This window comes from Paenibacillus sp. oral taxon 786 str. D14 (assembly GCF_000159955.1).
GTDB lineage: Bacteria > Bacillota > Bacilli > Paenibacillales > Paenibacillaceae > Fontibacillus > Fontibacillus phoenicis.
The window spans coordinates 182,127-205,540 of sequence record NZ_GG695971.1; the positions used below are offsets into that span (position 1 = coordinate 182,127).

The window sequence follows — 23,414 nt, forward strand, 5'->3', positions numbered from 1 at the left end:
TTGAAATTATTGTACCAGTTATTTACTTTCACTACACCGTTATGAGCTATACTAGATTCAAACGATATGGGAAATGGGGTGCCAGATGAACGAGGAACGGAGAGACGAGATCGGGCGGAGTTTTCTGTTGACGCCGGAGATTTCGCAGGAAGAGCTGGATGGGCTGGAGATTCAGGAGCTGATTTTTCTGGTGCATGCGGCCAAACGGTTTAAGGCGGAGGAGGCTTTTCCGGATGTGTATTTGGATGAACGGATGAAGGCCTTTATTGGCGTGCTGTACGAAAAAATAAAAACCGCCGAAACGCTCTACCTCGCGTGCGACCAGGCAACCGGATATCCTTACGTGGATGGGGACGATCGGGTATGGATGTTCTCGCGGAAGGTATTCGCCGAGAACGCGGAGGATTATTTCCGGCAGCAGCTGCTGATGCTGGAGATGCAACCGATCGGCGGGGAAGAAGTGCTAAAGACGTTCGCGCAGCTTCATATTTTGGGGTTATCGAAGGTCCTCGTGGACAACGGGCAATATCATATTGAAATCCAGCGGGATGAGATCTTGCCGCCACCGGATTGGACGGGGACGCCGGAGATCAGCATTCCCGTCACGAATCCGGGGTTGCAGCGAGCAATGATTCGTTTCTTCCAGACGTTGCACGCACCGACTGGCGATCCGGAGGCCCGGGGGCAGCAGCTGAACGCGCTGGAGGCTGAGATGCTGGATGAAATCCTGCAGGCGAAGTTTCTGGTGCCCATGCAAGTGAAGGAGTCCGACGCCTCGCCCGCGGATGAGCACGGCATGAAAACCTTAAAGCAAGGGACAATCCTGCAATTTGGCGTGCTCAGCGCGAAGGATGGCTCGGCGTGGCTGCCGGCATTTACGGATTGGCCGGAGTTCGAGAAGGTCTACGATAAAACGACTTGGAGCAGCAACATCGCATCCTATGACGACCTGCTGACGGTATCTGGTAACTTGGAGGGGGTCGTCATTAACTGCCGCGGCATCTCCCTGCAAATCGACGCGAAAAATCGGGAGCGGATCGAAGCCTTTCGTCAGGAGCGCGGTGTGTAGCCGCAGCGGTCCGCCGCTATAGTGCAAAGTAACCCGCTACTGTCTGCCGAAGCCCCGTAGCAGTGCGGTCTTTTTCGCATAAATCCCCCGACTTTGGCACAACCTTCCTGCATGGATGTCATTTGTTCAGGGAAGGTGGATGGGGCTGATGATGTGGCTCTTTGTTTTGATTGCTTTTGTGGTGCTTCTGGCGGTTGGATGGGATTTATTTCGGAAGCTGTACCCGCCTTTTGGAGGGAAGCCGTCGCCTGCAGACCTGCAGCGCTACCGGCAATCTCCGAATTATAAAGGAACGAAGTTCGAGTACCCCTTGGAAACAAAAATATATAAGCCGTCACTGGGCAGTTTCTTTACGGCGATGCGCGAATATGTGCAGCGGAAACCCGAACTGAAGCCAAAGCGGCCATTGCCCCAAGTCAAGCTCGACCGGGAGGTGATGGAAGAGATCCAGGAGGATACGGTGATCTGGTTTGGCCATTCGGCGCTGCTGTTGCAGATCGGGGGAACCCGGCTGTTGTTAGACCCGATGTTTGGCCAGACTTCGTCGCCGATTGGAGGCGGCAAAAGATTCAACCGTGAGCTGCCCTTCGGCCATCTGGACGAGCTTCCTCCGGTGGATGCTGTCGTGTTGTCTCACGATCACTATGACCATCTGGATTACGGGACGATCCGGCGAATTAAGGATCGGGTCGGGCAGTTCATCGGACCGCTGGGCATCCGTTGTCATCTGGAGCGGTGGGGCGTCAAGCCTGCTCGAATCAGCGAATACGATTGGTGGGAGGAGCTGGAGCTTCATGGTGTCCGGTTGGTCTGCACGCCGGCTAGGCACTATTCAGGCAGAGGGCTGCTTAGCCAAAACGGCGGGCTCTGGTGCTCCTGGGTCATTACCACGCCGGAGAAGCGGGTTTATTTTAGCGGGGATAGCGGGTATGGCCCGCATTTTAAGGAAATTGGCGACAAATACGGCCCCTTCGACCTCACTTTGATGGAATGCGGTCAGTATGACGACCGATGGTGGGATATCCATATGCTGCCGGAGCAAACGGTACGGGCTCATCAGGACGTGAAGGGGAACGTGTTGCTTCCCATTCATTGGGGGACTTTCTCGTTGGCGATGCACAGTTGGTATGATCCCATTCGCCGGCTAAGTATAGAAGCTAGGCTGCGGGAGATATCGTTAACGACGCCTAAAATCGGGGAGCCGGTCCGGATTGGGAGTTCGGAATACCCGACCGAGGTTTGGTGGCCAGCCGTCAGCGCAGCGCGAAAGACTCCCAAGTTTCGTGGGGCTCGTCCCTCCGGTACAATGGAGTAGGGAACGATGAACGTCTTGCGGGGAGGTCCGTCAGGGGTAACCTTGCAAGGACGATGAGAAGGAGAACGTGATGAACGAACCAAGCGCAAATCCGAACGCCGGATGGAATTTCGATCATAGTTACGCTAGGTTGCCGGAGTTTTTCTATACGAAGCAGGAGGCCAAGCCGGTTCGGGCACCCCAGCTGATCGTGCTCAACGACAAGCTGGCGGCAGAGCTTGGGCTGAATGCGGAGGCGCTGCGAAGTGAGGAGAACGTGGCCGTCTTTGCCGGCAACCGGCTGCCGCCGGGGGCGGAGCCGCTGGCCCAAGCTTATGCGGGCCACCAGTTCGGGTATTTCACGATGCTGGGGGACGGCCGGGCCCTGCTGCTCGGGGAGCAGATCACGCCTCGCGGCGATCGCTTCGACATCCAGCTCAAGGGCTCCGGCCGGACGCCGTATTCGCGCGGCGGGGACGGGCGTGCCGCGCTGGGGCCGATGCTGCGGGAGTATATCATCAGCGAGGCGATGCACGCGCTGGGCATTCCGACGACCCGCAGCTTGGCGGTGGTGACCACCGGCGAGACGGTGGTCCGCGAACAGGACTTACGCGGGGCGATTCTCACCCGCGTGGCGTCCAGCCACGTGCGCGTCGGCACGTTCCAGTACGCCGCGCAATTCGGCGAGCTGACGGACGTCCGCACGCTCGCCGACTACGTGATCCAGCGCCATTACCCGCAGCTGGCCGAGCTCGCCGACACCGGCGAGGCTGGCCGCTACCTGGCGCTGTTACGGGAGGCGATCCAGCGCCAGGCCGCCCTGATCGCCCAGTGGCAGCTTGTCGGGTTCATCCACGGCGTGATGAACACCGACAACATGACCCTCAGCGGCGAGACGATCGACTACGGGCCTTGCGCCTTTATGGACGCGTACGACCCCGCGACCGTGTTCAGTTCCATCGACCGTCATGGCCGCTATGCCTACGGCAATCAGCCATCCATTGCGGTGTGGAACTTGACCCGGTTCGCCGAAAGCCTGCTGCCGCTGCTGCATGACGAGGAGGAGCAAGCCGTCCGGCTCGCCGAAGAAGCGCTGAAGGGCTTCGCCGGACAGTTCGAAGCGGCATGGCTGAAGGGGATGCGGTCGAAGCTCGGCTTGTTTGGCGAACAGGCGGAGGACGCCGCCCTGATCCATGATCTGCTTGGCCTGATGCACCAGCACCATGCCGACTACACCAATACGTTCCTCGCTTTGACCTTTGGCCGGTTGGAGGAGCCGCCGATGGCGTGCACGCCGGAATGGGCGGAATGGCTGGAGCGTTGGCGGGCACGGCTCGCAGGACAGCCGGAAACGGACGACGCGGTCCGGGAGCTGATGCGCCGCAGCAACCCGGCGGTCATCCCGCGTAACCATCGGGTGGAGGAAGCGCTCGAAGCCGCCGTGAAGCGGGAGGATTACAGCGTGATGGAGCGGCTGCTCCAAGCGTTGGCACAGCCTTTCGCCCATACGCCGGAGCAGGCGGACTACGCCGAGCTGCCGCCAGCCAGCGACCGGCCGTACCGGACGTTTTGCGGGACATAACCGTGCGGCGGGTACGCAACTTTTTTTACGTTGAGGAGTGATTTTTTTCGTTATGAGCCTGATTGCGAAACTGGATAAATCCGATGTCAAACAAGCGATTCTGGAGGCTTATCACTTCCGTCATGCCTGCAAGCAATTCGATCCGGACCGAACCCTTCCGGAGGAAGATTTCCGGTTTATCCTGGAGGCAGCCCGCTTATCCCCCAGCTCGGTTGGCTTAGAGCCGTGGAAATTCGTTGTGCTGCAGAAGCCGGAGCTCCGCGAGAAACTTCGCGCCGTCTCCTGGGGAGCTCAAGGGCAACTGCCGACCGCCAGCCATTTTGTCGTGATTTTGGCTCGGACGATGAAGGATCTGAGATATGACGCCCCTTACGTCACGCATATGATGAAAGAGGTCCACCACATCCCCGACGAAATTGTGGACCAGATGCTGATGGGGAATTACCGGACCTTCCAGGAGTCCGATTTCCGGCTGCTCGAAAGTGACCGCGCGATGTTCGATTGGGCGTGCAAACAGGCTTATATCGCCCTCGGCAACATGCTGACAGCCGCGGCGCTGATCGGCGTAGATTCCTGTCCGATCGAAGGCTTTGATCGAGACAAGGCAGAGCAGATCCTCCGGGAGGAAGGTCTGTTGGAAGATGACCGGTTTGGCATTGCTTGCTTCGCCGCCTTTGGCTACCGCGTGAAGGAGCCGCGTCCCAAATCGAGGCAGGCGCTGGACGACATCGTAACCTGGGTGCGGTAACCGCCTATCCTTCGTCTACGCCTTGTATAAGTTCGGAAGGATTGGTAACATTATCTACAAAGAAAAATCAAGAATAGAAGCAGAAAGCCAAGGAGGCGGCTAACATCCTCGGCTCTGCACACGAATTACGCCTATCGGCGTTCGGCTTCCTTCTTGGTGCTGTACGATCAGAAATAGACCGTTTCCTTGGTGAGTGGGCGGTCTATTTCTTTTTTAAGTAGCCTCATACCCCCATTTGGCAACGCCCCCCGCAATGCAGTATACTCTGCTTGAATCCTTCGATCATCCACTCTTCACATAGGAAAAGGCGGTATCCTACATGTATATCACTTTAGGTATTTTACTTGTCATCTTCATCGGCGTTACGCTCTTTCTCCGACTGCACCCGGCCTTTGGCGGGAAGGCCTCTCCTGCGGAGCTGGCGCGTTACTCGCAATCTCCGAACCGGCAGGGAAGGAAGTTTGTGTACACCGCACCCACTTCCTTGCTCCAGCCTGCTTCGGGCAGCATGGTTTCGGTGCTGCGGGATTACCTGCGGGGGAATCCGCGGGTAAGGCCGGATCGGCCGCTTCCGGTCGTGCAGCTGACGCCGGAGACACTGGGGAACCTGGACCGCGACATGGTCGTTTGGTTGGGCCATTCGGCACTGCTCCTGCATTTCGGAGGTAAGCGTCTCCTGCTTGACCCGATGCTCGGCCCGTCGCCCACGCCGGTCCCTCCGTTTGGCGGCAAGCGGTTTAACCAGCAGCTGCCGTTTGATCTGGAGGACTTGCCGGCCGTTGATGCGGTGATCTTGTCCCATGACCATTATGATCATTTGGACTATGGGACCATCAAGAAGTTGAAGGATAAGGTGGGGCGGTTTTTCGTCCCGCTAGGGGTGGGCAGTCACCTGGAACGCTGGGGCGTGGATCCGGGGCGGATCAGTGAGCATGACTGGTGGGAAGAGCTGGAATGGAACGGCTTGAAGCTCGCCTGTACGCCAGCTCGTCATTTCTCGGGTCGGGGCCTTGCGAATCGGAACGGCACGTTATGGTGTTCCTGGGTGATTGCGTCGGCGGAGCGTAAAATATTTTTCAGCGGGGACAGCGGGTATGGTCCACATTTCAAGCAGATTGGTGAGAAGTATGGGCCGTTTGATTTGGCTTTGATGGAATGCGGACAATACGATCCACGCTGGATCGACATCCATATGCTCCCCGAACAGTCGGTGCAAGCCCATGTGGACGTACAGGGCGGCTTGCTCCTCCCGATTCACTGGGCGGCGTTCACGTTGTCGCTGCATGATTGGAACGACCCTATTCGCCGTGCGACAGCAGAAGCCGAACGCCGGAACGTGCCCATCGCCACGCCGAAAATCGGCGAATCGGTCTATATCGGAGACCCGGCCTATCCCAAAGAGGCCTGGTGGGCTTAATGCAGGCCATAACGAACATGAGGCTTTCCCGAGGTGGCGGCCATTCGGAAAAGCCTCTTTTTGCTAAGAATCTACTTATACCCCCGGAACGTCTGCTTCATGATCTTCTCTTCCAGCCGAATGCGGTTGAACAAGGTGATCAGATGCAGCACGAACAAAGGTGTAAACACGACCCAGCCCTGCGAAATGATCGCGAAGCTAAGCACCTCCGGGATGATGTTCAGGTAATAATTGGGGTGCTTGACGCGCCTGAACAGCGGGGTTTCAATCAACTGATGGCCCTTGGCAATATAGATTTTGAAGGTCCAAAAGCGTCCGAGCGTTCGCCTGAGGGAGTGGACGCCGTCAGCCGGTTGGTCGCGGCCTGTACAGCGCTGATCAATCCGCATACGGTCGTGTTCTGCCATGATGAGGTCAGTGTTCTCTTGTTGAACGAAATCCAAGTGCAAAGCAGCTGGGACTTCATCTGATGATTTCAACCCGTGGATAGGAGAAGGAGATAAAAACAGATGGCAACATTTTTTCTATTGATCATTTATTTGGCCTTCATCAGCTTAGGGCTGCCCGACTCGCTGCTGGGCTCGGCCTGGCCGATCATTCGCGGTGAGCTCGGCGCTCCGCTGGGCACCGCCGGCGTATTATATATGATCGTCGCCGCCGGCACGATCGTATCGAGCTTGGCCAGCGGCTCGTTGTTAGGCCGGTTCGGCACGGGCAAGGTGACCCTGGTCAGCTGCCTGATGACGGCTGCAGCCTTGCTTGGCTATTCGGCGGCACCGTCGGTGTTCTGGCTGGCCGTTTGTGCGATTCCGCTTGGCCTGGGTGCCGGGGCGGTTGACGCCGGCCTCAACAACTACGTGGCCGCGCACTACAAAGCGCATCACATGAGCTGGCTGCATTGCTTCTGGGGTGTTGGCGCGACGCTGGGGCCGGTCATCATGGCCGGGTTTATGTCCGGCGGCGGTCACTGGCGCAGCGGGTACTTGACCGTGTCGATGATTCAATTTGCGCTGGTTGTTATTTTGCTCTTCTCCCTGCCGCTTTGGGATCGTGTGGCCCGGATCGCCGGCGGTTCGCGGAAGGAAGAGCTAAGTGAATTGGAAGCGGAGCAGCCGGACACCGGTCCGGTGAAGCCGCTGCGGATTCCCGGCGTCAAGCTGGCCCTCGTCTCGTTTCTGTTCTATTGCGGGGTAGAATCCACGGTGGGCCTATGGGGCAGCAGCTATCTCGTTGGCATCAAAGGGGTTGATGCGGCGACGGCGGCGAGCTGGGTTTCGCTGTATTTTGCCGGTATCACGGTTGGCCGCTTTATAGCCGGATTCGTCACGTTCAAAGTTAGCAACCGCGTGATGATTCGCGCTGGCCAGATCATCGCCCTGCTCGGCGCAGTCGTGCTGGTTCTGCCGTTGCCCGCGGCCCTGTCGCTGGTCGGCTTACTGATCATCGGCCTTGGCCTCGCCCCGATCTATCCGTGTATGTTGCATGAAACGCCGGTCCGCTTCGGCAAGCGGCAATCCCCGACGATCATGGGCTACCAGATGGCCGTGGCGTATACCGGCAGCACGTTTATGCCGCCGTTGCTCGGGTTCCTGGCTTCGCACTCGACGATTGGCGTGTTCCCGGTGTACATCGTGCTGTCGGCGGCAGCCATGTGGCTGTTCTCCGAGCGGTTGAACGTCTTCTTGAAAGCGAGAAGCCATGCCCCGCAAGAGAGCGTGGTCTCTCCGCAATAGTCCGTCCCTTCAGAAGCTAGCTTCGTAGGTGAGTCAAACCCTATGAGCCAGCTTCTTTTTCATGCCCCCGATTTTCATCCGTCAACCGGCTTTCTTGGCTAGAAACACGCCATAGGATAAATGCTTCCGGTAACGTTGCAGGAAGGCTTCATTTTCTCTGAAAAATATGCCCACGGCGGGATCCTGCAGCGCCTCTAAATCAATGATACGGTACGGATCCAAAGCGTTCTGCCAATCGAAGGACATCGCTCCGTCTGCGCCCCCTTTCTCCTGCTGCTGTCCACTTGGGTCTATTCCGGTTTCCGGTCCCCACTGCCGAACGTCCTGAAAACCGGCATCCCGCAGCATCCGCATCCAGGCAGCAGCGTCAGGCAAACGCGGATTGCCGTACAGCTCGCGCATCTCCCGCTCCAGCGCCAGATGAGGCTGCGTCCGAAACAGCTCACGGTCCCACGCTTGCCCGCCCTTACGCAGGACGCGGTGATATTCACGGAACGCCTTCACGGGATCGGCGGCGAACACCGTCACCGACTCGGCGATGACCGCATCATAGGTGTCCGAGCGCAGCGGGATGGCGGTGATATCACCTTGAATCCATTCGATTTGCAGTTGCTGCTGCTGCGCTCTGTGCTCGGCTTTCTCCAGCATCACGATACTTTGATCCATCGCCGTGACCTGCGCTCCCATCTGGGCTAACAGGCAGGCCGTTCTGCCCGTTCCGCAACCAACCTCCAGCACGCGCATTCCAGGTGCAATGCCAACAAACTGAATAAAATCGAGGGTTCCCTGAAATCCCCCCGGATGTGCCGAGCCTTCCCCAACGGCGGCGATGATTTCGTGATAATTCATCCTATAGCTGCCCCTCCTTTATCAACTTCCCCCACTTCTCTCAACAGCAGAATATGCCGCCGCGTCTCCAGCGCGATTAAGATAGGCTTTCACCTCGGGAGGAGGCCTCGGTTTTGAAGATTTGTTTCGTGAGCAGGACATTCGCCCTGTACAAATATCCGGGTGGTGAATAGGATAAATGAGCATTCGAGAGGGGAGGCACGAGTCTATGCAACAGATCTATCCGCTTGGCGTAGAAACCTGCAAGCCGCATATCGGCAAAACCGTATGCGCTGTACTTCGGGACGGCCGCTATTACATTGGTACGATCACCGATGTGAACGAAAAGGGCATTCAGCTGAACGGAGGATACGCTTCGGGGGCCAACGTTCTCTCTACCCAACCCGCCAAAGCCAAGAAGCAGCTCCAGCAGCTGAAATCCAAATCCAAAGGCAACCATAAAGCTTCAACCAAAGCGGTCCCCCAAGCCAACGACCAGGCACAAACGAAGGCGTACGGCTATGGGCCGGGGTATCCGGTTTATGGAGGATATCCGGGGTACGGTTTTCCGGGCAATCCTTATGGCGCCTATGCGCTGGATTGGGCGGCGATCGCTTTGCTGTTCCTTATTCCGTTTTTGTTTATCTGATGAAGCCTGTGCCGTCATGCGGCGATCCGAGTCAATTTCGTCTTTACGCGAAAATTGGCTCTTTTTTTATGCGCGAAGCAGAAGAAAACGCTTCATAAAAGGGCTTTCCGATGTATAATGAACATAGTTGTAGACAAGTAGACAAGATTACGCGGAAAAGAGGTTGAACCATGTTCAGAGCCACGGAGGATCAGGAATTCTACGAGTTGCTAAGCCCTACACTTCTGCCTAAAGCGTCGGGATTCCTATGGAACGAAACGATGATGATTCACATGAACTGCCGGGGATATGCTGTTGCCCAATTCATGCAGCCGGAGCCGGCTAAGTATTCGCATGCCCCGAATCTGGAAGCGAAGACGTTTATGCAGCCGGAACAGCCATATTATGCGCATCATCCGGGCCGTTTCGTGTTTGTGAAGGACGAGGAAGATCAAAGTCTGTTTTCGGCGCCATATGAACCGATGCGGGTCAAGACCGACAGCTATGCCTTTGCCTTGGGACAGAGCCGGATCGTCTGGAAGGTCGAGCATCAGGGCGTGTTGATCGAAATGAGCCTCAGCTTGCCGAAGAAGGATCCGCTGGAGCTTTGGCGGGTGAAGGTGACGAATGTGTCGCAGCGGGCGCGGAAGCTGAGTATCTACCCTTACTTCACTGTGGGTTATATGTCTTGGATGAACCAATCCGGCGAATACCATGAGGACCTGCAGGCAATCGTCTGCTCTTCGGTGACGCCGTATCAGAAATATCAGGATTACGATAAGATCAAGTTTTTCCGTGACAAAACGTTCCTGATCGCCGAACAACCGCCGGTGTCCTGGGAAGTGAATCAGGAGGCGTTCGAGGGAGAAGGCGGGATCACCCGTCCGTCCGCCTTGGAACAAGCGGAGCTCGCGAAGGGAGATGCGCGGTACGAGACGCCAGTAGCCGTTATGCAATACCGGATGGAACTGGCGGCAGGGGAAACGCGGGAATACCGCTTCCTGTTCGGCCCGGCCCGGGATGAGCAGGAGATTGCGCAAATTCGGGAGACATACTTCGGCAAGGCTGGCGATCTGAGAGAAGACGGATTTCTGGCTGCCGAACGCGAATACGACCAGTATATTCGGGAAGGACGGGGCTGCCTGACAATCTCCACCCCCGACAAGGATCTCGATCTGTTCGTCAATCGCTGGCTGCCGCGGCAAATTTATTATCATGGACAGACGAACCGCCTGACCACCGACCCGCAAACCCGGAACTATTTGCAGGATCACATGGGCATGAGCTATATCAAGCCGCAGGTGGCACGGGCATCGTTCTTGACGGCGCTGAGTCAGCAGAAAGCAAACGGCGCCATGCCGGACGGAATCGTGCTGCATCCGGACGCTGAACTGAAATATATCAACCAGGTGCCGCATACGGACCACTGTGTCTGGCTGCCCATCTGTCTCAGCACGTATTTGGATGAGACGGGAGACTACTCGATTCTGGAGGAAAAGGTGGCCTATGCCGACAGTGAGGAAGCCGAACCTGTATATGTCCATGTCGATAAAGCGATGCGTTGGCTGATGAACGACCGCGACGAGCGGGGGCTGAACTACATCAACCAAGGCGACTGGTGCGACCCGATGAATATGGTTGGCTACAAAGGGAAGGGCGTGTCCGGCTGGCTGACGATCGCCACGGCGTATGCGTTCCAGGTTTGGGCCGGCATTTGCGAGAACAGCGGACGGCCTGAGGCTGCACGGGATTACCGTGCGGCGGCGGAGGAGACCAACGAAGTGGTGAACCGCTACTTGTGGGACGGCGAATGGTATGCACGGGGTATCACCGATGATAACGTCGTGTTTGGGATTAGCACTGATGAGGAAGGCCGGATCTTCATCAACCCGCAGGGCTGGTCGATGTTGAGCGGCGCGGCCGACGCCGACAAACGCGAGAAGCTGATGCGTGCGGTGCGCGAGCAGCTGGAGACGCCGTACGGCGTTGAGAAGCTCGCACCTTCCTACACGAAGATGCGCGAGGATGTCGGCCGGGTCACGCAGAAGCACCCGGGCTCGGCGGAGAACGGCGCGGTGTACAATCATGCCGCTGCCTTCTACATCTACGCGTTATATACGGTGGGTGAGCGGGACGATGCCTTTCGGCTGCTGCGCAAAATGCTGCCCGGCCCGGATCTCGAGGATATCGTGCAACGGGGACAGCTGCCGGTGTTCATCCCGAACTACTACCGGGGAGCCTATCGGCAATTCCCGCGGACGGCAGGACGCTCCAGCCATCTGTTCAACACGGGCACGGTGCCGTGGGTGTACCGCTGCTTAATCGATGGGCTGTTTGGCGTGCAGGGCACGAAGGACGGCATCCGCGTGAGCCCGCAGCTTCCGTCCCATTGGAACGAAGCGGCGATCACGCGCGAATTCCGGGGTGCCACGCTGCACGTAGATATCCGGCGGGACGCAGCGGTAACAGAGACCGAGGTTTACGCGGATGGCGAGCGGCTGCCGGAAGGCGTGCTGCGGAATGTGCAGCCGGGCAAGACTTACCGCGTGCAGGTGAAGCTGCCAGCCGGAGCGTAAGCGAAAGCGGCGGAAGCAAGAAGAAGCAAGAAGCGCAAGCGTGTCGGGGAAGATCCCCTGCGCTTGCGCTTTTTTTCGCGTTGCCTGTGTTTCATGCGTCTCCTTCCTGCAATTTAAGAAAAACTTTATTTTTTCCTCCCATTCTTCTTAAATTATAAAAGTTATCCTAAGGGGGAAGAAAAGCTAGGGGGAAATCGACGTGAAAAAGTGGATAATTTGCCTAATGCTCCTGGTGCTGCTGGGATACGGGGTTTCTAAATTTAAGACCGAAACGGCCCGATCACCGCAGGATTCAGCGCCGCCCGTAGAGGACGTTGAGCCGAATGAGGTTTCGGATTCGTCGCTGGCTGCAGAAGGAATGAGGATCCACGTCACCAAGGAGATGATATATCAGGGCGATTTGCTGCTGGTGAACAAGGACCATCCGGTTCCGAAGGGGCTGCACCCCGATAAGGAAGCCGTTAGTCTGGTGAAGAACCCCGAATTGATCGACGGATTTGGAGTGTTGGATAATAAAGTGCTGTTGTCGCCGCGCATGGCGGAACGTTTTGCAACGATGGTGAAGGCCGCCGGGGAGGAAGGAATCAACCATTTCCTGATCAGCAGCGGGTACCGGGACGAAGAGAAGCAGGACGAGCTGTACCGCCAAATGGGTTCCAAGCTGGCGCTGCCTGCCGGATACAGCGAGCATAACCTGGGGCTGTCGCTGGACATCGGGTCGTCCCAAGCGGAGATGAATGTCGCCCCGGAAGGCCGGTGGTTGAAGGAGAATGCGTGGAAATATGGATTTATTTTGCGATACCCGGACGACAAAACGGCGATCACAGGCATTCAGTTCGAGCCTTGGCACTTCCGGTACGTGGGTCTGCCGCATAGCGCCATCATTCACGAAAACGGGTTTGTGCTGGAGCAATACTTGGATTATCTGAAGGAGCAACAGTCGGTGAGCATCACAGTACAAGGCCAGAAGTATCACGTCTTCTACTATCCGGTATCCAAAGATCGGACCATTGAGGTGCCGGCGCAGGGCAGTTATGAGATTTCCGGCAACAACATGGACGGAGTTATTGTGACCGTTCGCGAGTAATCCGGCAGCAAGGCAGGAGATCATGAAAGCGAGGGGATCCAATGGGGCCAATGGGAACGATTGCAATATACAAGAAAGGGCTGAATATGGGAATACCGGGGGCGATGATCGTTCCCTTTCGAGAGCTGCCGGATTCGGCGGCCTTTGGTTTGTTCGGCTTGTTTCGCGTGTTTGGTGAGAGCATTTGTTTTGCAAACTTTTTGTAAGTTTCTTGACAAAAGGAATCTTGGTGACTATCATTAACTCAAGTTTGATTAATTCAAATAAAGGATATTGGAGAAGTTCGGAATCGTACCTGATGGTGTAACAGCATTGTTTTGGGGCAAAATAATGTCAGGTGGATTAACGAAGCCAAGAAATCAATCGAGGAGGAAAATAGCCATGTCTAAATTGAACATCGGGATTATCCTGGGAAGTACCCGCGATGGGCGCGTGAGCCCGCAGGTCGGAGAATGGGTGAAGAAGCATGCGGATGCTCGCGGCGACGCCAATTATGAAATCGTTGACATCGCGGATTACAAACTGCCGTTGCTCGGCGAAGCCGATGCCAGCGAGCAAGCAGCGGCTTGGAATAGCAAGCTTAACAGCTTGGACGGTTTCGTATTCATCGTGCAAGAATACAACCACAGCATCACAGGTGCCCTGAAGAACGCGCTGGACTATGCGCGTGAAGCGTGGAACAACAAAGCAGCCGGGATCGTCAGCTATGGTTCCGTAGGCGGCGCTCGTGCAGCAGAACACCTGCGCGGCATTCTGGGCGAACTGCTGGTTGCGGACGTGCGTGTACACGTTGCCCTGTCGCTGTTCACCGATTTCGAGAACTACAGTGTCTTCAAGCCGGCAGACCTGCACTTGAAGAACCTGAACGACATGCTGGACCAAGTGCTTGCTTGGAGCGGCGCGTTGAAGACGCTGCGTTAAGATTCATTTCCGACTTCGATTTTGAAACCCCTGTGCTAATGATATGGCGCGGGGGTTTTTTGCATGATTGCCGGTGCAGGTAATGCCTCGTATAACGATATCGATCTCCTGAGGCGCGCTATTGCTGTGACGTTTGTCATATCGATGAGACGGCACGTTTGCTAATTGTACCTTAGGAGGTGGACGACGCATGAAAGTCAATTATCCCTTGAAGGGAACTCCGGATCTCAAAGAGATCAAGGAATCCCTCAAACCGTTTGGCGGTCGCTGCGCAAAAATTGTCGATGGTACGTTGGAATATCAGATTAAGAATGAGAATGAGAAAGCCGCTTATGAAGCCATGAAGGAACAAGGCTACATTGAATAATTAGCAGCAATGAAAAAAAGGGTGTTCCCTGTCACGAAGTGACATGAGGGGCACCCTGCTTTTTAGTATAGATGTACATAAAATGTGGTGGATTCACCCAGCTTACTTTTGGCATAAATTTTTCCCTTGTGCTGTTCGACAATCGATTTCGCGATGGCCAGCCCAAGTCCATAACCGCCTTCTTTGCAGCAGGATCATCACCACCTGCGGAAAACGTATAGAACCTTCCGGGCTGTGACATCCAGGAAGACGAGTATATATCCGCTGTCCGTAGAGCGTACGTTGTAAATCCAGCGGCTTCCGTCCAGGCTGAATTGCCCGCTACTCTGGCGCTTGTCCACCGCCTTCTCCAACGCTTCGTTGTAAAAATCCTCATCCATGTCAAATTTGGACATGTAGGAGATCAACTCGAATTCTTGATCCGTTTGCAGCATAAATGAAATGGACCGATCAGGCGGTGCTTCTCCGGAACGATCCAGGGGCCGGTTTTTGCCCGGTGCGCCGCTTTCGACACTGCTGCTCCCGCTTCCAGCGCCTATGGGGGGCCGTTGCGGCCGGGGGATTTTTCATAGGAATCCATGACTTTGTGTAAATCCATATTGATGTCGCTGTTCACGTTACCTTTAATCAACCTTAAGCTCAGATTTGGATGCGGTTGCTTCATTAATGAGCTGCGAATGATCTGATCTGCTAATGGGCTGCTTGTAGACACTCGTATGTACGTATGCGTTTGTATACACTTGTAGGCGCTCGAATGGCACGTATACGCTTGTATGCACTTGATTGTATGCCCTAACGCTGATGAGAAGCGCTAATGTGACGAAATCGAGGGTTTGGAAATTTTAACGCTGCTGAGGAGCACTATTTCAACAAAATCACTACTATTTAGTCGCAAAAAGAGGAAATAAGCACGTTGATCAGCGTTAGAGTCATAAAAAGAGCATTTTAGCCAATTTAAGCGCTGTGGCAAGCGTTAGATCCTTCGCGGTAAAGTGTCGAGGACGAATAAATTACGCCTCTCTGAGGTCCGTTACGGCTATGCTCCGCGCCGAATAGCTGTTGCTTGTCTTGCCCTTGTGCCCGGAGTAGCCGAGGTGGGGAGAGCATTTTAAACATGCCTTTCACATCTTTAAGGTTCGTTAAAGGTTAGGGGGCTATGATACAACCATGGCAAGCGGGAGATCACCTGCTGCAAGGCCGATAGCACTAGGAGAGAAAGGAAGGAACTGAAGTGTATGGCGATCGAGGTTTTCAACCGATACGAGAACAAATACCTGCTCGACGATGCGGCTTACCGACGGTTATATGCAGAGCTGCTGGAATATATGGAACCGGACGATTACAACAAACAACATGAATTTTACTCCATCAGCAACCTGTACTTCGATACCAAGGATGACACCTTGATCCGCACGAGTCTGGCCAAGCCCAAATATAAGGAGAAGCTCCGACTGAGAGCTTATGGTGTCCCGGACCCGAATGCGAAGGTGTACCTGGAGATCAAAAAAAGGTGTACGGGCTGGTGAACAAACGCCGGACGTCGTTGAGGCTGCAGGAGGCCTATGAGTTTGTACGGACGGGCATCGAGCCGGAGTACAAGGACTACATGCGGTGGATATCTCTATGTCGATGCGATGACCTTCTCGCAAACGCAGAAAGCAGGGACATTGGTCCATCTGGAGGATAAAGCAGGCAACGAAATCCTGACGTTTGCCCCGACGAAGAATTTCCAAAACGTCGTGATCAGCTCGCCGAAGTTGAAGAAAGGTAGCTATAACCTGTACATCGGCGGGACATCGACGGGCAGCGCGAAGGACGGACTTTATACAGATGGAAAGTACTCGGGTGGTACTGTTTTTGTCGAAAAATAGGGATTGACGGATTTGTATATACAAGTTAAAATGAAAACGCAAACAAAAAACATGTATATACAAGTTGAATAAAGGCGGTTTGGCATCATGTTCTATCGTTTGCTGCAAAATAAATTGATCATCTTTTAGGACATCAAGAAGGAGGAACCATCATGAGTAACTACACGCAACCGGCAAACGATTTGCTGAAGCATGTCGGCGGCCGCGAAAATATTTCGGTTGTCACCCACTGTGCGACCCGCATGAGATTCGTGTTAAATGACCCGAAGAAAGCGGACGTCGAACAGATTCGGGCGATCAAATTGGTGAAAGGCACGTTTACCCAAGCTGGTCAGTTTCAGGTCATCATCGGTAACGAAGTGGCTTCATTTTATAACGAGTTCATTAAAATCGCCGGCGTCAGCGACACTTCGAAAGAGGAAGCGAAGGAAGCCGCCAAGCAGAACATGAACTTCCTGCAGCGGATGATTGCGCACTTGGCGGATATCTTCACCCCGCTGATTCCAGCCATCGTAGTTGGAGGTCTGATCCTCGGCTTCCGCAACATTATCGGGGACATCAAAATGCTGGACGACGGTACGAAAACCCTGGTCGAAGTATCGCAGTTCTGGGCCGGAACCCATGCGTTCCTCTGGCTGATTGGTGAAGCGATCTTCCACTTCCTCCCGGTCGGCATCACTTGGGCCGTCGCACGGAAGATGGGGGCTACGCCGATTCTCGGTATTGTGCTGGGGATCACGCTCGTCTCGCCGCAGCTGCTTAATGCTTATAGCGTTGCCGGTGCAACGGACATTCCGTTTTGGGACTTCGGGTTTGCCAAGGTGGAAATGATCGGTTATCAGGCACAGGTCATTCCGGCGATTCTGGCGGGACTGGTGTTGTCCTTCCTGGAGTTGAAGCTGCGTAAAATCGTGCCGCAATCGATCTCGATGATTGTGGTTCCGTTCTTTGCGCTGGTGCCTACCGTCCTGCTTGCCCACACGGTGCTTGGGCCGATCGGCTGGCATATTGGTTCGTTTATCTCGAATGTGGTTTATTCCGGTCTGACTTCGTCGTTCGGCTGGCTGTTCGCCGCGATCTTCGGATTTGCGTACGCGCCGCTGGTGATCACGGGGCTGCATCACATGACCAATGCGATTGACCTGCAATTAATGAGCGAGCTCGGTGGGACAAACCTGTGGCCGATGATCGCGCTCTCGAATATCGCGCAAGGCTCGGCCGTGCTGGCCATGATCTTTATCAATCGAAAAAATGAAGAGGAGAAACAGATCTCCATTCCGGCATCGATCTCTTGTTACTTAGGGGTTACGGAGCCGGCGATGTTCGGGATCAACCTGAAATACGGATATCCGTTCCTCGCGGCGATGATCGGATCGCTGGTGGCCGCCGTGATCTCGGTTGGCACGGGCGTCATGGCGAACTCGATCGGCGTCGGCGGCTTGCCGGGCATCTTGTCCATTCAGCCGCAGCACATGGTGACCTTCGCTTTGGCAATGGCCGTAGCGATCGTGATTCCGGTTGTTCTCACGATGGTTTTTGCGAAAGCAAACATCGGCAAAGTATCATTCAAGAAAAATTAAGCTGCAGGCGGAGGAACAGGATTGTTCCTCCTTTGCGATTTTTAATGGGAAAGGGAAGGTGTTGGAAATGACGGAACCTTGGTGGAAGAAGGCGGTCGTCTATCAGATCTATCCGAAGAGCTTCAACGACACGACAGGCAATGGCGTCGGCGACCTGCAAGGGATCATTCGCAAGCTGGATTACCTTGCGGAGCTGGGCGTAGACGTCATCTGGTTGACGCCGGTATACGACTCGCCGCAACGGGACAACGGCTATGATATCCGCGATTATTATCAGATCTATGAGCCGTACGGCACGATGGAGGATTTCGACCAGCTGCTGGAGGAAGCCCATCGCCGCGGCATTCGGATTCTGATGGACATCGTCGTCAACCATACATCAACAGAGCATCCATGGTTCGTCGCCGCCAAGTCGTCCAAGGACAACCCCTACCGGGATTACTACATTTGGCGGGACGGGAAGGAAGGCGGACCGCCAACCAACTGGGAATCGAAATTCGGCGGGAACGCTTGGCAATACGATGAAACGACGGGCCAATACTATCTCCATCTTTTTGATGTGACCCAGGCGGATTTGAACTGGGAGAATGCCCGGATGCGGGAGGAGATCTACAAAATGATGAAGTTTTGGCTGGATAAAGGGGTAGATGGCTTCCGGCTGGACGTTATCAATCTGCTTTCCAAGGACCAGCGGTTTCTGGACGACGACGGATCGGTGGCTCCCGGAGACGGGCGGAAATATTACACCGACGGCCCGAAAATCCACGAATATCTGCAGGAGATGAACCGCGAAGTTTTTGCCGGGTACGATATGATGACCGTCGGGGAAATGTCGTCCACTTCGCTGGAGCACTGCGTTCGCTATACGCATCCTAAGCGGAAGGAACTCGACATGACCTTCAGCTTCCATCATTTGAAGGTGGATTATCCGAACGGGGAGAAATGGGCGAAAGGCGAGCTTGACTTCCTGCGGTTGAAGCAGATTTTGGCCGAGTGGCAGACCGGCATGTACGAAGGCGGCGGATGGAACGCGCTGTTCTGGTGCAATCACGATCAGCCCCGCGTGGTGTCACGGTTTGGAGACGACGGGAAGTATCACCGGGAATCGGCGAAAATGCTGGCCACAGCGATGCACATGCTGCAAGGGACCCCTTATATTTTTCAGGGGGAAGAATTCGGGATGACGAATCCAGGCTTCGAGCGGATCGAGGATTACCGCGACGTGGAGTCGCTCAACATGTACCGCATCCTGAAGGAGCGCGGCATGTCCGAGGCCGACATTCTGGAGATTCTAGCGCAAAAATCGCGGGACAACGGCCGAACGCCGGTGCAATGGAATGACGGGCCCAACGCCGGGTTTACGACCGGTACGCCGTGGATTCACCCGGCGAACAATTACAAGGAGATCAATGCGGAGCGGGCGCTCGCGGATCCGGACTCGATTTTTTATCATTATCAGAAGTTAATCCGGCTGCGCAAGGAATATGAGGTGATTACAACCGGGCGGTTTGAACTGCTGGCCGAAGACGACCCGGCGGTGTTTGCTTATGTGCGTGACGGCGGGGCGGAGAAGTTGATTGTGGTGAATAACTTTTTTGCGGAGGAGACGGAATTTCGGCTGCCTGACGGAGACGGCTGGCATGAGTACGAAAGCCGGTTGCTGCTGTCCAACTACGCAGATTCCCCGGCGGACCCGCAACATCTTCGGCTAAGACCCTACGAATCTGTGGTATATTATCTTCATAGAACGTAAATAAGTTTGGGGTCGGAAGCATGACAAACAAGTATTTGGCGATTCACAACGACATTGCGCGGCAGATCGAAGCCGGGGAGATTGCGCCCCACTCGCTGCTCCCGTCCGAGCATGAGCTGAAGGAGCGTTACAACACGTCGAGGGAGACGATTCGCAAAGCCTTAACCCTGCTGGCACAGAACGGGTATATCCAGAAGGTGCAAGGCAAGGGCTCCATTGTGATCCGCAGCAGCATGGTGGATTTTCCCGTATCCGGGCTGGTGAGCTTTAAGGAGTTGGCCGGCAAGATGGGCGAGAAGCCCCGGACCCTGGTGCATGAGCTGTCCCGGGTGAAGCCAGATGCCTACGTGAAGCAGCAGCTCAATATCTCCAGTAAGGACGAGGTATGGAAAGTTGTGCGCATCCGGGAGTTTGGCGGGGGGAAGGTCCTGCTTGATAAGGATTTTTTGAACGCGAAGTACGTGCCGTCCTTAACCCGGGAAATCTGCGAGAACTCGATCTACGAGTATTTGGAGAAGGAGCTTGGGCTGAAGATCAGTTTCGCCAAAAAAGAAATCGTCATCGAGGAGCCTACCCACGAGGACAAGCAGCTGCTTGACCTGGAAGGCTTCCACAACATGGTCGTCATCCGCAGCCATGTCTATCTGGAGGACGCCAGCTTGTTTCAGTACACGGAATCCCGGCACCGGCCGGACAAATTCCGCTTCGTGGACTTCGCGCGGCGGATCCATTCCAATGGTTGAGCGTTACCCGCGCTAAGTCAGAAAGATAGCAAAGTTTGGAGCGTAAAGTAAAGACCGCCCTGAAATGGGGCGGCCTTTTTTGATGCAGTTGGACATTCAAATCAGCTTATGCGCATACCACTTCTTCCCGCGGAAGCGCCAGAGGAAGATGGCCCCGCGCACGCCCCACTCGCTGCACATCGCCACCCAAACTCCGAGGATGCCGAAGCCAAGCGTGATGCCAAGAACGTAGCCGAGAATGACCCGGAACAGCCACATCGTCAGCATCGAAGTGATTGAGGTGAAGCGCGAGTCGCCCGCCGCCCGCAAGGCGGATGGCAGAATGAAGCTGATCGGCCAGAGCGGAACCTGGGCGATGGAGCTCACCAGGAGCACGAGAAAGATGTCGCCAACGATATCGGACGGCGGCGAGAAGATGCTCACGAGCGGTCGGAACAACGGCAGCAAAATTAAGCTAATCAAGGCCAGCGATCCGGACCCCAGCCAGAGGAAAGACTTAATGAACTTCCGCGCATCACTAACGCTGCCGCTGCCAATACATTGGCCAACGACGGTGACAATCGTCAGCGAGAGGGCGCCGGCAGGAATTTGGAACACCCCGGCCAGGGAACCGCCAATCGCATTCGTTGCAATCGCATAGGTGCCAAGGCTGACAATAAACACCTGAGTCAGCAGCTTGCCGCCGTTAAAGAATAGCTGTTCGGCGGCGAACGGGATGCCAATGAAAAGAATTTTTCGCAGTATCTCAATCGGGAAGTGGAACAGGTCGATCAGATGCAGGTGAAGAGAAGCCTCCATTTTGAACAAATAATAAAGTGCACAGGCCGCACCGGCGAACCGGGCGATATTGATCGCTAGAGTCATCCCGAGAACGCCCATGTCCAGAAGCGTGATCAGCAAGAGGTTCAGCAATACGTACAGCAGGTTCATGATCAGGGAAAGGGTTAAGGACGCCCGAGTTTTACCGATGCCCCGAAGTGCGGAGCAGACGGCCTGAACGACGGCCAGCCCGACGTAGGAGATGCTGCTGCCGATCAGATAGACGCGAGCATTGTCCAATACATCGGCCGACGCGGCGCCGAACAGCAGCTTGAGCAGCGGATTGTGAAAGCCGATCAACAGCAGCCCAATTACGACGGCGAGCAGGGTTACCGCCGTAACCGTAGCCGCAGAAGCGCGGGAGACGTTACGGTCGTTGCGGCTGCCTTTGTATTGGGCGACCACCACGGTTCCCCCGGTCGCGACAGCGACAAACACGCTGATCAGGAAGATATTCAGCGAGTCCACGATGTTCACCGCGCTGACAGCGGCGACGCCGGACGAGCTGATCATGGCGGTATTGACCAGATTAAGGCCAACGATAAAAGCCTGATCGATTAGAATAGGCAGAAACAAGGCAAAGATTTGCCGATAGTCCATGGACTCGCCGGACAGATGCTTTTCGAGGAAGGCGTTATTTTGCAGACGCGAAAATAGGGGCTTCAATCGTCATCACATTCTTTTCTTTATAATTGGTAGATCAAGCCAACACATTAATCTTATTATCGGATAATTCGTAATCAGGCTAAAGCAACTAAGCAACTAACCCGGATATCGCCGGGCAGGGTTGAAGATACCATTTCCGAAGGAGCCATGTCAATGCATTTCAGCGATCCTTGTTGCGGGGGGAGTTGGCGAGACGGGGGACATTTGGAAATTGCGGTTAGAGGTGGTACGATGTAGGGGATTGGGTGAATTTGACTTGGGAGGGGATTATTTTGAAAGCGCTATTTATTGGAGGCACGGGAACGATCAGCTCGGCGATTACCCGACAATTGGCGGAGGACAGCTCCTGGGAGCTGTATCTGCTGAACCGGGGGACTCGCAATAAGGATTTGCCGCCGGGCGTACATGTCATTGAGGTTGATATTCATCAGGAAGCCGAGGTGGCGAAGAAGCTCGAAGGTTATACCTTTGATGTGGTGGCGGATTTCATCGCGTTTGAACCGGCGCAGCTGGAACGTGATGTGCGCTTGTTTGCCGGGAAGACAAAGCAGTTTATCTTCATTAGCTCGGCTTCGGCGTATCAAACCCCTTTGTCGGATTACAGAATCACCGAAGGGACGCCGCTGTCCAATCCATATTGGGCCTACTCCCGCAACAAAATTGCCTGCGAGGAATATTTGATGAAGGAGTATCGCGAGAACGGCTTCCCCATCACGATCGTGCGGCCGAGCCACACTTATGATGAGCGTTCGATCCCGTTGGGCGTTCACGGCAACAAAGGGTCCTGGCAAGTGGCCCAGCGGATGCTGTTGAACAAGCCCGTTCTGATTCATGGGGACGGTTCGTCGCTGTGGACGTTAACGCATAACAGCGATTTTGCCAAAGGCTTTATCGGGCTGATGGGCAACGTTCATGCGATAGGAGAGTCGGTGCATATTACATCGGACGAAAGCGTGACCTGGAACCAAATTTACGAAATCATTGCGGATGCGCTGGGCGTGAAGCTGCGCGCGGTGCATGTCGCTTCTGAATTTTTGGCGGAGAACGGCCCGTACGACTTCCGCGGCGGACTGCTGGGTGACAAGGCCAATACGGTTGTCTTTGACAATAGCAAGCTGAAGCGGCTCGTGCCTGGCTTTACAGCTACGGTTCGCGTGGATCAGGGGATTCGGCGAACGGTAGAGCATATTCTGGCGCACCCTGAGCTTCAAGTGGCTGACCCTGAATTCGACGCCTGGTGCGACCGCGTGGTCGGGGCGATGGAAGCCGCCGCGAAGTTCATGAAGGAATAGGCGAGAGGCCATCGATGAGTATCGTACGTCAACCTACGTTCGTGTTGGCGCCGGATTCGTTTAAGGAGAGCATGACCGCCAAGGAAGTGTGTGAGGCTATGGAAAAAGGGCTTCGCAAAGCGTTCCCCGATGCGCATTACGTCCACATCCCGATGGCCGATGGCGGGGAAGGAACCGTTCAAGCCTTGGTTGACGCCACGGGCGGCAGGCTGTGCTCGCTGGAGGTGACGGGCCCGCTGGGGGAGCCGGTCCTGGCACAGTACGGCCTGCTGGGCGACGGGGAGACAGCGGCCATTGAGATGGCCTCGGCCAGCGGGCTCCACCTGGTGCCGCCGGATCGGCGCAATCCGCTGCAGACCACGACGTACGGCACCGGCGAGTTGATCTACGCCTGCCTGGATCAAGGCGTGCGCCGGATCATCGTCGGCCTGGGCGGCAGC

The 23,414-nt window shown here is 55.4% G+C and carries 22 protein-coding genes and 2 pseudogenes; 19 read left to right on the plus strand and 5 right to left on the minus strand.

Translation table 11 applies throughout. The features are described from left to right. The first annotated feature begins 85 nt into the window (after positions 1–85). From POTG_RS03840 to POTG_RS03860, 5 genes are all read left to right on the plus strand, one after another. Positions 86–1,069, plus strand: coding sequence for an SseB family protein (locus POTG_RS03840; RefSeq protein ID WP_036644120.1), 984 nt, complete (start codon positions 86–88; stop codon positions 1,067–1,069). A 148-nt stretch (positions 1,070–1,217) separates the two neighbouring features. Beyond that, complete coding sequence (locus POTG_RS03845; RefSeq protein WP_232282218.1) at positions 1,218–2,384, plus strand: MBL fold metallo-hydrolase; 1,167 nt, start codon at positions 1,218–1,220, stop codon at positions 2,382–2,384. Positions 2,385–2,454: 70 nt separating this feature from the next. After that, positions 2,455–3,945, plus strand: a complete 1,491-nt coding sequence (locus POTG_RS03850) for a protein adenylyltransferase SelO (protein WP_009223489.1) — start codon at positions 2,455–2,457, stop codon at positions 3,943–3,945. A gap of 52 nt (positions 3,946–3,997) precedes the next feature. Then, positions 3,998–4,693 (plus strand): NAD(P)H-dependent oxidoreductase, encoded by a 696-nt coding sequence (locus POTG_RS03855; protein WP_009223490.1) that lies wholly within the window; start codon positions 3,998–4,000, stop codon positions 4,691–4,693. A 319-nt stretch (positions 4,694–5,012) separates the two neighbouring features. Next, entirely contained in the window at positions 5,013–6,110 is a 1,098-nt protein-coding gene (locus POTG_RS03860; RefSeq protein WP_009223491.1) for an MBL fold metallo-hydrolase, read from the plus strand. 71 nt (positions 6,111–6,181) lie between these two features. Here the strand turns inward: POTG_RS03860 and POTG_RS03865 are convergent, their stop codons facing one another. Next, entirely contained in the window at positions 6,182–6,517 is a 336-nt protein-coding gene (locus POTG_RS03865; protein ID WP_050769688.1) for an isoprenylcysteine carboxylmethyltransferase family protein, read from the minus strand. A gap of 102 nt (positions 6,518–6,619) precedes the next feature. Here POTG_RS03865 and POTG_RS03870 point away from each other — a divergent pair, with 102 nt between their 5' ends. After that, the gene (locus POTG_RS03870) at positions 6,620–7,843 is read left to right on the plus strand and encodes an MFS transporter (protein WP_009223493.1); all 1,224 of its coding nucleotides are present in this window, start codon (positions 6,620–6,622) and stop codon (positions 7,841–7,843) included. Between the two features lie 81 nt (positions 7,844–7,924). On the opposite strand, the gene POTG_RS22640 is transcribed toward POTG_RS03870, so the two are convergent. Then, entirely contained in the window at positions 7,925–8,692 is a 768-nt protein-coding gene (locus POTG_RS22640) for a class I SAM-dependent methyltransferase (RefSeq protein ID WP_009223494.1), read from the minus strand. A gap of 208 nt (positions 8,693–8,900) precedes the next feature. Here POTG_RS22640 and POTG_RS03880 point away from each other — a divergent pair, with 208 nt between their 5' ends. The 6 genes from POTG_RS03880 (at position 8,901) to POTG_RS24205 (ending at position 14,250) form a co-directional block, all read left to right on the plus strand. Continuing rightward, positions 8,901–9,320: a hypothetical protein gene (locus POTG_RS03880; RefSeq protein WP_036644122.1), complete on the plus strand. Its 420-nt coding sequence runs from the start codon at positions 8,901–8,903 to the stop codon at positions 9,318–9,320. A 170-nt stretch (positions 9,321–9,490) separates the two neighbouring features. After that, positions 9,491–11,875: a GH36-type glycosyl hydrolase domain-containing protein gene (locus POTG_RS03885; protein WP_009223496.1), complete on the plus strand. Its 2,385-nt coding sequence runs from the start codon at positions 9,491–9,493 to the stop codon at positions 11,873–11,875. A 199-nt stretch (positions 11,876–12,074) separates the two neighbouring features. Further along, a complete protein-coding gene (locus POTG_RS03890; protein WP_009223497.1) occupies positions 12,075–12,962 on the plus strand; it encodes a M15 family metallopeptidase in 888 nt (295 codons plus the stop codon). A gap of 41 nt (positions 12,963–13,003) precedes the next feature. Then, positions 13,004–13,168 carry a hypothetical protein gene (locus tag POTG_RS23580; RefSeq protein ID WP_009223498.1) on the plus strand — a complete coding sequence of 55 codons (165 nt, stop codon included), beginning with the start codon at positions 13,004–13,006 and terminating at the stop codon, positions 13,166–13,168. A 175-nt stretch (positions 13,169–13,343) separates the two neighbouring features. Beyond that, positions 13,344–13,883 carry an NADPH-dependent FMN reductase gene (locus POTG_RS03895; protein ID WP_009223499.1) on the plus strand — a complete coding sequence of 180 codons (540 nt, stop codon included), beginning with the start codon at positions 13,344–13,346 and terminating at the stop codon, positions 13,881–13,883. A gap of 190 nt (positions 13,884–14,073) precedes the next feature. Further along, complete coding sequence (locus POTG_RS24205; RefSeq protein ID WP_009223500.1) at positions 14,074–14,250, plus strand: hypothetical protein; 177 nt, start codon at positions 14,074–14,076, stop codon at positions 14,248–14,250. A gap of 62 nt (positions 14,251–14,312) precedes the next feature. On the opposite strand, the pseudogene POTG_RS23000 reads toward POTG_RS24205, so the two are convergent. Both POTG_RS23000 and POTG_RS03900 read right to left on the minus strand, forming a co-directional pair. After that, a pseudogene (locus POTG_RS23000) lies at positions 14,313–14,429 on the minus strand (ATP-binding protein); the annotation flags it as partial. Positions 14,430–14,447: 18 nt separating this feature from the next. Further along, the gene (locus POTG_RS03900; RefSeq protein ID WP_198136153.1) at positions 14,448–14,645 is read right to left on the minus strand and encodes a hypothetical protein; all 198 of its coding nucleotides are present in this window, start codon (positions 14,643–14,645) and stop codon (positions 14,448–14,450) included. A gap of 840 nt (positions 14,646–15,485) precedes the next feature. On the opposite strand from POTG_RS03900, the pseudogene POTG_RS03905 reads away from it, so the two are divergent. From POTG_RS03905 to treR, 5 genes and pseudogenes are all read left to right on the plus strand, one after another. Beyond that, positions 15,486–15,859: pseudogene (locus tag POTG_RS03905) on the plus strand (VTC domain-containing protein); the annotation flags it as partial. Further along, a complete protein-coding gene (locus tag POTG_RS03910) occupies positions 15,819–16,121 on the plus strand; it encodes a hypothetical protein (RefSeq protein WP_198136164.1) in 303 nt (100 codons plus the stop codon). The pseudogene POTG_RS03905 and the gene POTG_RS03910, both read left to right, overlap by 41 nt. A gap of 152 nt (positions 16,122–16,273) precedes the next feature. Next, the gene (gene treP / locus POTG_RS03915) at positions 16,274–17,701 is read left to right on the plus strand and encodes a PTS system trehalose-specific EIIBC component (protein ID WP_009223504.1); all 1,428 of its coding nucleotides are present in this window, start codon (positions 16,274–16,276) and stop codon (positions 17,699–17,701) included. A 67-nt stretch (positions 17,702–17,768) separates the two neighbouring features. Further along, positions 17,769–19,454, plus strand: coding sequence for an alpha,alpha-phosphotrehalase (treC, locus tag POTG_RS03920; protein ID WP_036644127.1), 1,686 nt, complete (start codon positions 17,769–17,771; stop codon positions 19,452–19,454). Positions 19,455–19,474: 20 nt separating this feature from the next. Then, entirely contained in the window at positions 19,475–20,197 is a 723-nt protein-coding gene (treR, locus tag POTG_RS03925) for a trehalose operon repressor (protein ID WP_009223506.1), read from the plus strand. 96 nt (positions 20,198–20,293) lie between these two features. On the opposite strand, the gene POTG_RS03930 is transcribed toward treR, so the two are convergent. Next, the gene (locus POTG_RS03930; RefSeq protein WP_009223507.1) at positions 20,294–21,682 is read right to left on the minus strand and encodes an MATE family efflux transporter; all 1,389 of its coding nucleotides are present in this window, start codon (positions 21,680–21,682) and stop codon (positions 20,294–20,296) included. Between the two features lie 272 nt (positions 21,683–21,954). Between POTG_RS03930 and POTG_RS03935 the strand changes: the two genes are divergently transcribed. Continuing rightward, positions 21,955–22,974 (plus strand): SDR family oxidoreductase, encoded by a 1,020-nt coding sequence (locus POTG_RS03935; protein ID WP_036644128.1) that lies wholly within the window; start codon positions 21,955–21,957, stop codon positions 22,972–22,974. A 14-nt stretch (positions 22,975–22,988) separates the two neighbouring features. Next, positions 22,989–23,414, plus strand: a 426-nt coding sequence (locus tag POTG_RS03940) for a glycerate kinase family protein (RefSeq protein ID WP_036644130.1), incomplete at its 3' end; no start/stop codon positions are given.

Bases quoted from the DNA above. Each gene is read 5' to 3' on its own strand.
- POTG_RS03850 (WP_009223489.1), top strand. From the start codon at position 2,455: ATGAACGAACCAAGCGCAAATCCGAACGCCGGATGGAATTTCGATCAT.
- treP (WP_009223504.1), top strand. From the start codon at position 16,274: ATGAGTAACTACACGCAACCGGCAAACGATTTGCTGAAGCATGTCGGC.
- POTG_RS03900 (WP_198136153.1), bottom strand. From the start codon at position 14,645: ATGTCCAAATTTGACATGGATGAGGATTTTTACAACGAAGCGTTGGAG.
- POTG_RS03860 (WP_009223491.1), top strand. From the start codon at position 5,013: ATGTATATCACTTTAGGTATTTTACTTGTCATCTTCATCGGCGTTACG.
- POTG_RS24205 (WP_009223500.1), top strand. From the start codon at position 14,074: ATGAAAGTCAATTATCCCTTGAAGGGAACTCCGGATCTCAAAGAGATC.
- POTG_RS22640 (WP_009223494.1), bottom strand. From the start codon at position 8,692: ATGAATTATCACGAAATCATCGCCGCCGTTGGGGAAGGCTCGGCACAT.
- POTG_RS03870 (WP_009223493.1), top strand. From the start codon at position 6,620: ATGGCAACATTTTTTCTATTGATCATTTATTTGGCCTTCATCAGCTTA.
- POTG_RS03895 (WP_009223499.1), top strand. From the start codon at position 13,344: ATGTCTAAATTGAACATCGGGATTATCCTGGGAAGTACCCGCGATGGG.
- POTG_RS03845 (WP_232282218.1), top strand. From the start codon at position 1,218: ATGATGTGGCTCTTTGTTTTGATTGCTTTTGTGGTGCTTCTGGCGGTT.
- POTG_RS03855 (WP_009223490.1), top strand. From the start codon at position 3,998: ATGAGCCTGATTGCGAAACTGGATAAATCCGATGTCAAACAAGCGATT.
- POTG_RS03885 (WP_009223496.1), top strand. From the start codon at position 9,491: ATGTTCAGAGCCACGGAGGATCAGGAATTCTACGAGTTGCTAAGCCCT.
- POTG_RS03865 (WP_050769688.1), bottom strand. From the start codon at position 6,517: ATGGCAGAACACGACCGTATGCGGATTGATCAGCGCTGTACAGGCCGC.
- POTG_RS23580 (WP_009223498.1), top strand. From the start codon at position 13,004: ATGGGGCCAATGGGAACGATTGCAATATACAAGAAAGGGCTGAATATG.
- POTG_RS03880 (WP_036644122.1), top strand. From the start codon at position 8,901: ATGCAACAGATCTATCCGCTTGGCGTAGAAACCTGCAAGCCGCATATC.
- POTG_RS03840 (WP_036644120.1), top strand. From the start codon at position 86: ATGAACGAGGAACGGAGAGACGAGATCGGGCGGAGTTTTCTGTTGACG.
- treC (WP_036644127.1), top strand. From the start codon at position 17,769: ATGACGGAACCTTGGTGGAAGAAGGCGGTCGTCTATCAGATCTATCCG.
- treR (WP_009223506.1), top strand. From the start codon at position 19,475: ATGACAAACAAGTATTTGGCGATTCACAACGACATTGCGCGGCAGATC.